The sequence below is a fragment of the Stella humosa genome (assembly GCF_006738645.1).
GTDB classification, from domain to species: domain Bacteria; phylum Pseudomonadota; class Alphaproteobacteria; order ATCC43930; family Allostellaceae; genus Allostella; species Allostella humosa.
Window position 1 is genome coordinate 4,658,524 of sequence record NZ_AP019700.1, and the last position, 11,372, is coordinate 4,669,895.

Consider the following 11,372-nt stretch of genomic DNA (forward strand, 5'->3'; position numbering starts at 1 on the left):
GACTAGTCGACCGGATATTTTCCGGCCATGGACGATATAGACCGCATTCTTCTCGACGCTGTACAGGCCGATGGCCGTCGCCCGCTGGCGGCCCTGGCCGAGCTGGCCGGGCTTTCGACCTCGGCCGTCAACGAGCGGCTGCGCCGGCTGCTGGCCGATGGCACGCTGGCCGGCATCCACGGCCGGGTGGATGCCCGCCTGGCCGGGTTCGACGTCTGCGCCTTCGTCGAGGTGCTGCTGGCGGCGCCCGGGGACGATGCGGGTTTCATCGCCGGCTGCCTCGGCGAGCCCCAGGTCCAGGAGTGCCACCATGTCACCGGCGACTGGTCGTACCTGCTGAAGGTGCGGGCGCGCACGACCGGCGACCTGGAGCGGCTGATCGGGGCCACCATCAAGACCTGGCCCGGCGTGGTGCGCACGCGCACGACGCTGGCGCTCTCCTCGCCCAAGGAAACCGCGGCCCTGCCCTGCGCCGCGCGGCCGGCATGATGATCCTCTTCGCCAAGGGCTTCGCGCTGGGGCTGGCCATCGCCGCCCCGGTTGGGCCGATCGGGCTGCTCTGCATCCGCCGCACGCTGGTGGACGGGCCGGCGCTGGGCTTTGCCACCGGCATCGGCGCGGCCACGGCCGATGCCGCCTATGGCGCGGTGGCCGGCTTCGGCCTGGCGGTCGTCGCCGACGCGATGACGGCGGCCCAGGGCTGGATGGCCGCATTGGGCGGGCTCTTCCTGCTGTGGCTCGGCTGGAAGACGGCGATGGCGACACCGGCGCCGCGGCCGGCCGGAGAAGGCGCGGCGCGGCCGGCCGGGCTTGTCCTCGCCTGGGCCACCACCTTCCTCCTCACCGTCACCAATCCTGCCACCATCCTCTCCTTCGCCGCCGCCTTCGCCGGGCTGGGGCTGGCGGAATGGGCGGGCGACGGCGTGGCGGCCATGGTGCTGGTGCTGGGCGTCTTCCTCGGCTCGGCTGCTTGGTGGCTCGGCCTGTCGCTGATGGTCGGGCGCTTGCGCGACCGGGTGACGCCGGCCGGCCTGGCCTGGATCAACCGCATCGGCGGCGGCATGCTCGTCGCCTTCGGGCTGGCGGCGCTCTACGCCGCGGTCTGAGCGAAGCGCGCCCGCGCGGCCCGCACCTGGCGGACCAGTTCCATCCGCACCGCGCCCGCGTCGGCACAAGGCTGGTCGAAGTCGACCCGCAGCACCTGGCCGCCCAGGCGCAGGTCGATGCCCTCGACGTCGACGCCGGTCATCCGCCAGCCCAGTTCGCGGCTGCCGCCCATGCGGGCATAGAGCTGGATGGCAGCCGCGTGGTCCTCGTTCATGTGGGCGACGATATCGGCCTCTGCCGCCGCCACGGCGGACGGCTCGGCGGGCGGCGCCAGGTCGCCGGCCGCAACCCAGCGGATGCGCCCGAACCCCGCCACCAGATGCGCCCGCTCCGGCACCAGGCGATGGAAGCGGAAGTCGCCGAAGCCGGCATAGAGGGCGGCGTCGGGGTGGCGGGCGAGGTAGCGATCACGCGCCGCCGGGTCGTCCGTCGCCTGGATGCGGCCCATGACCGACAGGCGCGGGCCGGCCAGCGGCCGGTCGAGCCCGGCCGTGCCGTCGAACAGCAGGCAGGCGCGGTCGTCGACGCCGAGGTTGCGGGTGTGCTCGGCCAGCCCCGACAGCAGGAGCAGCGGGCAGCCGGCCGCGTCCGTCGCCACCATCACGAGCGAGGCATAGGGCCAGCCGTCGCCGTCATGCTGCCCGGTCGCCAGCGTCGCCCGGTCGAGCGCGCGCACCAACCGACGCGCCGTGGTCGCGATGTCGTCCGTCATGGGCGGAACTGTCCCAGAACGGTGCCGGCTGGTCTACAGTCGCAACCCGAGCCTCCAACGGAAGCCGGCCGCCGATGACAGACGCCCCTGCCCTGCCGCCGTCCCTGTGGGCGGCAACCGCCCCGCCTGGACCGGCAACCCGCCCGCTGGCGGGCGATGTCACGGCCGACGTGGCCGTCGTCGGGGCCGGATATACCGGCCTGTCGACGGCCCTGCACCTGGCCCAGCGCGGCGCGTCCGTCGTCGTGGTCGAGGCCGCGGCCGTCGGCTGGGGGGCGTCGGGGCGCAACAACGGCCAGGTCATCCCGACCCACCCGCGGTTCGACCCCGACCATTTCGTGGCGATGCTGGGCCCGGAGAAGGGCGAGGCCTATGCAGCACTCGTGCGCGATTCGGCCGGTTACACCTTCGACCTGATCCGCCGCCATGGCATGGATTGCGAGGCCGAGCAGAATGGCTGGATCCAGCCCGCCCATCGCCCCGGCCGGGTGGCGCTGAGCCGCCGCCGGGCCGAGCAGTGGGGCCGGCGCGGGGCGCCCGTCGAAGTGCTGGACCGGCAGCAGACGGCGGCCGTCACCGGGTCGGACTTCTGGCATGGCGGCTGGCTCAACCGCGACGGCGGGCACGTGAACCCGCTGGCCTATGCCCGCGGGCTGGCCCATGCCGCGGTCGCTGCCGGCGTCCGCCTGCACGAGGCCAGTCCCGCGACCGGCCTGGCGCGCGATGGCCAGCGCTGGCGGGTGACGACGCCGGGCGGCGCCGTGCTGGCCGGCCAGGTGGTGCTGGCGACCAACGCCTATTCCGACGACCTGTGGCCCGGCCTGCGGCGGACGGTGATCCCCGTCCGCTCCTATCAGATGGCGACCCGGCCGCTGGGCGAGAATGTCCGCCGCAGCATCCTGGTCGGCAACGTCGCCCTGTCCGACACCCAGGGCGACCTGCACTTCTTCCGCTTCGACCGGGCGGGGCGGCTCGTTTCCGGCGGCGCGCTGGTGGTCCATGCCGGGCACGACGCCCGCCTGCGCCGGCGCATCGGCCAGCGGCTGCAGAAGGTGTTCCCGCAGATCGGCGAGGTCGCGTTCGACCATCTGTGGCACGGGTCCGTCGGCATCACCGCCGACCGCATGCCCCACCTGCACGAACTGGCGCCGGGCGTCGTCGCCTGGATCGGCTGCCAGGGCCGCGGCGTCGCCCTTGCCTCCATCCTCGGGCGGGAGATCGCGCGCTGGCTCGACGGCGGCGATGGCCGCGACATGCCGTTGCCGCTGTCGCCCCTGCGGCCGATCGCGGCGCACGGCTTCGCCCGCCGCATCGCGCGCGGGATGCTGCTGCTCTATCGCTGGCGCGACGGGCGAGGATAGGCCGTTCACATAACTTAAAGGCATGCATCGGCGAAATCTTGCGATTTGACCGGCACGCGCCCGGGACGCACGCTCCAGACCAAGTTAATCGCCGCAGCGCAGCGTTTCCGGCATGGAAAGGCCAGCCTGTGTGCCGAACAGGCTGGGGTCCGTGAAATGAAGAATCCACTATCCGGCAAGACTATCGGCAATATTTCCCGGCGCCATCTCTTGGGCACGGCGCTGGCGATCGGCGTGGTGCGGCCCGGCTGGGCGGCGGAGCCCGAGAAGCCGAAGACCCTGGTGGTGAATTCTTCGGGCGGCGTGGTGAACCGGGCCCTGCGCAAGGCGTTCTTCACCGAGTTCGAGCGCCGCTACGGTATCCGCGTCATCGACACCAGCCCGGCCGACACCGCCAAGCTGCGGGCGATGGTGGCATCCGGCAATGTCGAGTGGGACGTGACCGAGATTGCCGGGCAGGACGGCGTGCTGGTGGAGCGGCTGGGCCTGCTGGAGCCGCTTGATCATTCGATCATCGACCTGTCGCGCTTTCCCGAGAACCTGAAGAAGAACAAGTTCCTGTTCCCGCGCTCGGTCTATTCGACCGTGCTCGGCTACCGGAAGGAGGCGTTCAAGCAGGGCCACCCGGTCGGCTGGGCCGAGTTCTGGGACGTGAAGAAGTTCCCTGGCCGCCGCTCGCTGCGCAACCACCCGGTCGACAACCTGGAATTCGCGCTGCTGGCCGACGGCGTGCCGGCTGACAAGCTCTATCCGCTCGACCTCGACCGCGCCTTCCGCAAGCTCGACGAGATCCGCCCGCACATCAACGTCTGGTGGTCGGCCGGAGCGCAGCCGGCCCAGTTGCTGGTCGACGGTGAGGTCGACCTGGCGTCGGGCTGGAGCGGGCGTTTCTACGACCTCGTCATGAAGGATGCGCCGATCGGCATCGAGTGGGCCGGCGGCGCGGTGAAGGAAAGCGACTTCGCCATCCCCAAGGGCGCCAAGCACCCCTACTGGAGCCAGAAGTTCCTGGCCGTGATGGCCGAGGCCGAGCGCCAGGCGATCTACACCAACGAGCTGGGCTATCCCGGCCTCAACCTCGACCTGGTGAAGTTCGTCGAGCCCAAGGTCGTGCCGCTGCTCATCACCAACCCGGTCAACCTCGCCAAGCAGTTCTTCAACGACCTGACCTGGTGGGCGGACAACCAGGCCGTGGCACTGGATCGCTGGAACAAGTGGATGCTGAAGGGCTGATCCGGCCCCCAGCCATCCTTGCCGACAACCGCGATCACCAGGGCCTGGGACATTCCATGATCATCGACTATCGCGTGCGCGTGCCGATCGACGAGATCCGGCGCGTGATGATGACCGGCCACCTCAAGGGCTACAAGCGGGTCTACGGCGCGTCGGCGGGCCAGGTGGATTTCGACGCCTGGTGCGCCCGCCCGCTCGACGACTTCCTGGCCCACCTGGACGAGGCCGGCATCGACAAGGTCCTCTTCCAGGCCAAGGACGTGGAGACGACGTTCGGCGCCAAGCTGCCGAACGAGCTGGTGCACGCGGTCACCCGGCGCGCGCCCGGCCGCATCCTCTTCGGCGCCTCGGTCGACCCGCACAAGGGGCAGGCGGCACTCGACGAGATGGAGCATGCGGTGAAGGTGCTGGGCGCGGTCGAGGTGAACTTCCAGCTCTTCGAGCTGAAGCTGTTCGCCGACGACCCGCTGATGAAGCCGTTCTACACCAAGCTGTCGGAATGGGGCGTGCCGGCCGGCCTGCATACCGGCATGAACTTCTCCGACAGCATCCCGATGGAGTATGGCGACCCGATGCGCCTCGACCGGGTGGCGTGCGAGTTCCCGGACCTGAAGATCGTCGCCTGCCCGCCTGGCTTCCCCTGGGTCAACCAGTTGATCGCGGTCGCCTGGCGGCACCCCAACATCCATATCTGCACCGCCCCGGTGCGGCCGAAATACCTGGGCAAGCCCGGCACGGGCTGGGAGCCGCTGCTGACCTATGGCGACAACGTGCTGCAGGACCGGCTGATCTTCGGCACCTCCTGGCCGCTGCTGCCCTTCAAGCGCTCGATCGAGGAAATCCGCGCCCTGCCGCTGAAGCCGGCCACGATCGAGAAGTTCCTGGGCGGCAACCTGGCGAGGCTGCTGAATGTCGGCTGATGCCGGGCGGGTGCGGCCGCCGATCCTCGTGGTCGACGGCGCCCGCAAGACCTATGGCGGCGTGGTGGCGCTGGAACGCGTCAGCCTGACCGTGCATGAGGGCGAGTTCGTCACGCTGCTGGGGCCGAGCGGATCGGGCAAGACGACGCTGCTGAAGGCGATCGCCGGCTTCGAGGAGATCGACGAGGGCCGCATCGCGCTGGGCGGCCAGGACATCACCGACATGCCGCCGGCCGGCCGCGGCATCGGCATGGTGTTCCAGAACTATGCGCTCTTCCCCCACCTGACGGTCGCCCGGAACATCGCCTTCCCGCTGGAGATGCGTGGGGTCGCGCGCCGCGAGATCGACCGGCGCGTGGCCGAGATCCTGGAGCTGGTGGAACTGGGCGGCTATGGCGGCCGCCTGCCCCGCCAGTTGTCGGGCGGGCAGCAGCAGCGCGTGGCCCTGGCGCGCGCCACCGTCTTCAACCCGCGCCTGCTGCTGCTGGACGAGCCCTTCAGCGCGCTCGACCGCAAGCTGCGCGAGAGCATGCAGGTGGAGCTGCGCCACCTGCAGCAGCGGCTCGGCCTCACCACCGTCTTCGTCACCCATGACCAGGAAGAGGCCCTGCTGCTGTCCGACCGCATCGCGGTGATGAGCAACGGCCGGATCGAGCAGCTCGACCGCCCGACCGCCATCTACGAGCGCCCGGCCAGCCGCTTCGTCGCCGGCTTCGTCGGCGAGGCCAACCTGCTGCGCGGCACGCCCGACGGCGAGCGCGACGGCCGGCCCACCGTGATGCTGGAAAGCGGCGAACGGCTGGTGGCGGGCGACCTCGCCCGCCTGGACGCACCCTTGCAGCTCGTCGTCCGGCCCGAGCGCATCCGCTGGGTCGCGCGCGCTGAGGAGGCCGACAACGCCTTTTCCGCCACCATCGTCGAGCATCTTTATCTGGGGCAGGACAGCAAGTACCGGGTGCGGCTGCAATCCGGCCTGGAACTGGTCCTGCGCACCCAGGGCACCGGCACCGACCACCACCCGGCCGCGGGCGAGAGCCGCATGGTCGGCTGGGATGCCGCCGACGTGCGAGGCGTGCCGTGCAACTGACCGGTGAAAGACCGGCCGCCGGGCAGCGGCGCCTGTCGCGGGCGGGCCGCCAGCGCCTGCTCTACGCCCTGCTGGCCGCCCCCGGCTTTCTCCTGCTGGCGATCGTCTTCGCCTACCCGCTCGTCGACCTGATGCGCCTCAGCATCGAGAACGGGACGCTGGCCCACTACGAGGAGGTCTTCTCGGGCGGGCTCTATGTCGGCGTCTTCTGGAACACGGTGCGGATCGCGGGCTTGGTCACGTTGCTCTGCGCCGTCCTGGGCTATCCCGTGGCCCACTTCCTGGCGACCGCCCCCCGGGGCTGGGCGCTGTTCGGGCTGCTCTGCGTCGTGCTGCCGTTCTGGACCAGCCTCCTGGTGCGCACTTATGCCTGGATGATCCTGCTCGGCAACAACGGCATCATCAACAAGCTGCTGGTCTCGACCGGCCTGATCCAGAAACCGCTGCCGCTGCTGCACAACGAGTTCGGCGTCGTCGTCGGCATGGTGCACGTGCTGCTGCCTTACTTCGTCTTTCCGGTCTATGCGGTGATGCTGCGCGTCGATCGCAACCTGATGGCCGCGGCCGAGGGGCTGGGCGCGCCGATGTGGCAGGTGCTGCGCCGCATCTACCTGCCGCTGACCATGCCGGGCGTCGTCGCCGGCGCCACGCTCGTCTTCATCCTGGCGCTGGGCTTCTTCATCACGCCGGCCCTGCTGGGTGGCGGCAAGGTGATGATGGTGGCCCTCCTGATCGAGCAGCAGGTGGCGCAGATGCTGAACTGGGGCCTGGCGTCGGCCTTGTGCATGGTGCTGGTGGCGGCCATCCTCGTCTCCTACGCCGCCATCAAGCAGCTGGGCCGGAGCCGCACGGCATGACCGCCCGCCGCCGAGGCAGCCGCGGCCGCCGCGCCGCGCGCATCACCCTCTATGCCTGGAGCGGGCTGGTCTTCCTGTTCCTGCTGCTGCCGCTGGTCGTGGTCTTCCCGATCTCCTTCAGCGACTCAGCCTACCTCCAGTTCCCCCCACCGCGCTATTCCCTGCGCTGGTATCGCGAGTTCCTGGCCGATCCCAACTGGCTCGACGCCACCTGGCGCAGCGTCAAGATCGGCTGCGTGACGGCGGTGGCGGCGACCATCCTGGGCACGCTGCTGGCGATCAGCCTCGTGCGCGGCACCTATCCGGGCAAGGGGCTGCTGGAACAGTTCGTCATGGCGCCGATCGCGCTGCCCAGCATCGTCTACTCGGTCGCCGCCTATAAGCTGTTCTCGACCTTCCAGCTCGTCGGCTCCTGGCAGGGGATCGCCGTCGCCCACACCATCCATGCGCTGCCGCTGGTGGTGCTGGTGGTCGGCGCCTCCCTGCGCACGGTCGACATCGCGACCGAGATGGCGGCCCAGGGGCTGGGGGCAAGCTGGTTCACGGCCCTGCGCCGCATCACCCTGCCGCAGATCCGCCCGGCCCTGGTCTCGGCCGCCTTCATCGCCTTCATCAGCTCGTTCGACGAGCTGGTCATCGCGATGTTCCTGGGCGGGATCAACATGACCCTGCCGAAGAAGATGTTCGACAGCATCCTCTTCGAGATCGACCCGACCATCGCCGCCGTATCGGTCCTGCAGATCGCGCTCGTCGTCATCGTCCTGCTGGTCATCGGCCGCTTCGGCTCCGGCGTCCGCCCGGCCGCCTAGGCCGCTTCCTTCTCCCCGTCATTCGCTGGTGCAGTCGCGATGAAGAACGACGTTCGCCTTCAGGATCTCCCGCCCGTGGCGGAGCGGTTCCGCCGGATCGAGGCCGAGCCGCTGCCGGCCAACCTGGGGGCGCTGCTCGACCAGCTAGCGGGCGAGGTGCCCGACCGCGAGGCGTGGTGCTTCTTCGAGACTGGCGAGCGCATCACCTATGGCGAACTGCGCCTGGCGGTGAACCGTCTGGCCAACGGGCTGCTCGCCATCGGCATCGGCCACGGCAGCCATGTCGGCATCATGCTGCCGAACCTGCCGGCCCTGCCGCTGACCTGGCTGGCGCTGGCGCGCATCGGCGCGGTGATGGTGCCGGTCAACGTGCGCTACACCGCCCACGAGCTGGAATATGTGCTGACGGACAGCGAGGCGGCCTTCCTCGTCTTCCACCAGGAATTCCGACCCACCGTCCGCGAACTGGCCGCCGCCCGGCCCGACCTGGGGACAAGCCTGATCGCCGTCGGCGGCCCGGTCGAGGGCGCCCACGCTTGGGAAAGCCTGGCGACGGGCCAGTCGGATGCGTGGGCGGGCCAGCGCGAACCCGATGCCGACGACCTGCTGAACATCCAGTACACGTCCGGCACCACCGGCTTCCCCAAGGGCTGCATGCTGACGCAGCGCTACTGGCTGACGGTCGGCCGGGTGCATGCCCACTGCGACGCCCAGACCTACGAGCGCATCCTGATCAGCCTGCCCTTCTTCTACATGACCGGGCTGTGGCAGCTGATGATGGCCTTCAACCAGCGCGCCGCCGTCCATGTCGCCCAGCGCCAGAGCGGCAGCCGCTTCATGGACTGGGTGCGCGAGCAGGAAATCGACTTCTGCATCTACCCGACGCTGGCCTACAAGCAGCCGCCATCGGCCGAGGACGGCGGGCATCGCGTGAAGCGGGCCAACATCTACGGCTTTCCCGCCGGCGACCATGCCGGGCTGGAGGCGCGCTTCGACTTCCATGCGCGCGAGGGCTTCGGCATGACCGAGATCGGCTGCGGCACCATCGTGCCGCTGGAGGCGGTCGACATGGTGGGCACCGGCACGGTCGGCATCCCTGCCCCCTTCCGCGAATGCCGGGTGGCCGACGAGGCGGGGCGGACCGTGCCGGTCGGCCAGGTCGGCGAGCTGCTGGTGCGCGGCCCCGGCATCCTGAAGGGCTACTATCGCAAGCCCGAGGCGACGCGGGATGCCTTCTGGGGCGACTGGTTCCGCACCGGCGACCTCTTCCGCCAGGACGAGCGCGGCTACCTCTACATCCTCGGCCGGACCAAGGACATGGTCCGCCGCTCGGGCGAGAACATTGCCGCCCGCGAGGTCGAATCGATCCTGCTGGAGATCCCCGAGATCGCCGAGACCGCCGTCGTCCCGGTGCCCGACGACACGCGCGGCGAGGAGGTGAAGGCCTATGTCGTCCTGCAGCCGGGCCTGACGGCAGCCGACGTGCCGCCGGAGCGGATCGTCGCCCACTGCCAGGGCAAGCTCGCCGTCTTCAAGGTGCCGCGCTACCTCGAATACCGCACGACGCCGCTGCCGCGGACGGAATCCGGCAAGATCTCCAAGCCGCCGCTGCTGCGCGAGAAGGCCGACCAGCGGACCGGAAGCTGGGATCGCCTCGACGGCCGCTGGCGGCCCTGACGAGTCAGGCTGGGGTATCGGGCGGCGCCACCGGCACGGGCCAGTCGCGGGCGGCCGCCTTCAGCATCGGCACGAAGGCGTTCAGCAGCTTGCTGCGCTCGCGCGAGCGGGGATAGAGCAGCTTGAACTGGTAGCTGATGGCCGGGCGGAACGGCCGTGCCACCACGCCGCTGCCGGCGAAGTCCGCGGCCGAGAAGGGGTCGACGATCGCCACCCCCAGCCCCTGGGCGACCAGGCTGCAGGCCGAGGCCGAGTTGAAGACGCGGCCGATGATGCGCCGGCGAATGCCGAGGGAATCGAACATCTCGTCGACCGCGTCCTGGATGCGCCCCTCCGACCCGAAGGAGATGAAGCGCTGGCCGGTCAGGTCGTCGGCCGCGATCCAGGGCCGCGCCGCCAGCGGGTGGTCGGCCGGCAGCGCGCACACGGCCTCGACCGTGCGCAGCGTCTCGGTCTCGATCGCGTCATGGTCGATCGAATGCATGGCGATGCCGAGGTCGATGCGGTTGGTGACGACCCACTGCATGATCTTGTTCGAGCTGCGCACCTGGTAGGAGAAGTTGACCGCCGGCCGGGCGCGCAGGAAGCGGCCGACCACTTCCGGCAGCAGGCGGTGGCCCAGCGCCAGCAGGCTGGCGATCGCCAGCGTGCCGGAGCTGAGGGAGCGCAGCTCCTCCGCCAGGCGGGCGACGTCCGTCAGCCCGACCAGCAGGTGCTGGGATTCCTCGTAGAGGCGATGGGCTTCGGGCGTCGCCACCAGCCGCCGGTGCTCGCGCCGGAACAGCACGAGCTGGATGTGCCGCTCCAGCGTCGCCAGCAGTTTGCTGACGGCCGGCTGCGACAGATTCAGCCGGCGCGACGCCCCGGTGACCGAGCCCGTCTCGATCACCGCGCAGAGCACCTCGAGCTGGCGGAGCGTGACCATCGGCCGAGCGGGCGCCTAGCTGCGCCGGGCACCCGCCAGGAGCGCCACGTTGCCATGCAGGTGCAGCGGCTGGAACGCCAGGCCGGCGGCCGCGAACCAGGCACCATAGTCCGCCAGCGTCGCCGGCCGGTTGTCCTGCCCCAGGTCATGCTCGTAGGCGGCGAAGTCGGCGGCCGAGCGCATGCCCTCGCCATGGATGCGTTCCAGCCGGTCCCAGATGCTCTTCTGGAGGGGGAACAGCGCCGGCTCGGTCAGGCGAATGCGGTCGTGCAGCAGGAACACGCCACCCGGCGCCAGCCGGCCGGCAGCCCAGGCGATCGTGCGCGCCTTGGCCGCGTCGTCGAGATCGTGGAAGGTCAGCACCGTGACGATGAAGCGCCAGGGCCCCTCGATTCCGCCGATCGCGGCGATGTCCGACAGGTCGCCCTCGACCAGGCGTGCCGAGGCGCCCCAGGGCTTCAGGTTGGCCGCGGCCGCCGTCAGGCTCTCGCCCTTGCGGTCGACGCCGACATAGGCGAGGTCGGCGCGCCTAGCGTGCAGCAGATGGCCCAGATAGCCGGTGCCGCAGCCGAGATCGAGGACGGCGTCGCCCGGCCTGGCCAGGTCGGCGACGGCACCCGCCAGCAGGTCGAGCTGTTCTGCCCGCGTCGGGTGGCGGCGGATGGGATCTTCCATGGGCATGCT

General features: G+C 70.4%; 12 protein-coding genes. 9 read left to right on the plus strand and 3 right to left on the minus strand.

The features are described 5' to 3' along the window. The first annotated feature begins 27 nt into the window (after window positions 1-27). A complete protein-coding gene (locus tag STVA_RS21820) occupies window positions 28-489 on the plus strand; it encodes an Lrp/AsnC family transcriptional regulator (RefSeq protein WP_123692056.1) in 462 nt (153 codons plus the stop codon). Continuing rightward, window positions 486-1,106 carry a LysE family translocator gene (locus STVA_RS21825; protein WP_123692058.1) on the plus strand — a complete coding sequence of 207 codons (621 nt, stop codon included), beginning with the start codon at window positions 486-488 and terminating at the stop codon, window positions 1,104-1,106. Before STVA_RS21820 ends, STVA_RS21825 begins: the two co-directional genes overlap by 4 nt. Here STVA_RS21825 and STVA_RS21830 read toward each other — a convergent pair. Continuing rightward, window positions 1,091-1,819 (minus strand): HugZ family pyridoxamine 5'-phosphate oxidase, encoded by a 729-nt coding sequence (locus STVA_RS21830; RefSeq protein ID WP_123692060.1) that lies wholly within the window; start codon window positions 1,817-1,819, stop codon window positions 1,091-1,093. The two genes, STVA_RS21825 and STVA_RS21830, sit on opposite strands and share 16 nt — an antisense overlap. Before the next feature lie 74 nt (window positions 1,820-1,893). Between STVA_RS21830 and STVA_RS21835 the strand changes: the two genes are divergently transcribed. From STVA_RS21835 to STVA_RS21865, 7 genes are all read left to right on the plus strand, one after another. Then, a complete protein-coding gene (locus tag STVA_RS21835) occupies window positions 1,894-3,180 on the plus strand; it encodes an NAD(P)/FAD-dependent oxidoreductase (RefSeq protein WP_123692062.1) in 1,287 nt (428 codons plus the stop codon). Window positions 3,181-3,336: 156 nt separating this feature from the next. Next, window positions 3,337-4,413, plus strand: coding sequence for an ABC transporter substrate-binding protein (locus STVA_RS21840; RefSeq protein WP_123692064.1), 1,077 nt, complete (start codon window positions 3,337-3,339; stop codon window positions 4,411-4,413). Window positions 4,414-4,469: 56 nt separating this feature from the next. Continuing rightward, window positions 4,470-5,333, plus strand: coding sequence for an amidohydrolase family protein (locus tag STVA_RS21845; RefSeq protein ID WP_142235855.1), 864 nt, complete (start codon window positions 4,470-4,472; stop codon window positions 5,331-5,333). Continuing rightward, window positions 5,323-6,420, plus strand: a complete 1,098-nt coding sequence (locus tag STVA_RS21850) for an ABC transporter ATP-binding protein (protein WP_123692068.1) — start codon at window positions 5,323-5,325, stop codon at window positions 6,418-6,420. The genes STVA_RS21845 and STVA_RS21850 overlap by 11 nt, the downstream gene beginning before the upstream one ends. Further along, window positions 6,411-7,277: an ABC transporter permease gene (locus STVA_RS21855; protein WP_123692070.1), complete on the plus strand. Its 867-nt coding sequence runs from the start codon at window positions 6,411-6,413 to the stop codon at window positions 7,275-7,277. The genes STVA_RS21850 and STVA_RS21855 overlap by 10 nt, the downstream gene beginning before the upstream one ends. Continuing rightward, window positions 7,274-8,086: an ABC transporter permease gene (locus STVA_RS21860; RefSeq protein ID WP_123692072.1), complete on the plus strand. Its 813-nt coding sequence runs from the start codon at window positions 7,274-7,276 to the stop codon at window positions 8,084-8,086. Before STVA_RS21855 ends, STVA_RS21860 begins: the two co-directional genes overlap by 4 nt. Before the next feature lie 75 nt (window positions 8,087-8,161). Further along, window positions 8,162-9,763 (plus strand): class I adenylate-forming enzyme family protein, encoded by a 1,602-nt coding sequence (locus STVA_RS21865; protein WP_197735704.1) that lies wholly within the window; start codon window positions 8,162-8,164, stop codon window positions 9,761-9,763. Between the two features lie 4 nt (window positions 9,764-9,767). Here the strand turns inward: STVA_RS21865 and STVA_RS21870 are convergent, their stop codons facing one another. Beyond that, the gene (locus STVA_RS21870; RefSeq protein ID WP_123692076.1) at window positions 9,768-10,688 is read right to left on the minus strand and encodes a LysR substrate-binding domain-containing protein; all 921 of its coding nucleotides are present in this window, start codon (window positions 10,686-10,688) and stop codon (window positions 9,768-9,770) included. 15 nt (window positions 10,689-10,703) lie between these two features. Next, window positions 10,704-11,363 carry a class I SAM-dependent methyltransferase gene (locus STVA_RS21875; protein WP_170216574.1) on the minus strand — a complete coding sequence of 220 codons (660 nt, stop codon included), beginning with the start codon at window positions 11,361-11,363 and terminating at the stop codon, window positions 10,704-10,706. Window positions 11,364-11,372: the final 9 nt, after the last annotated feature.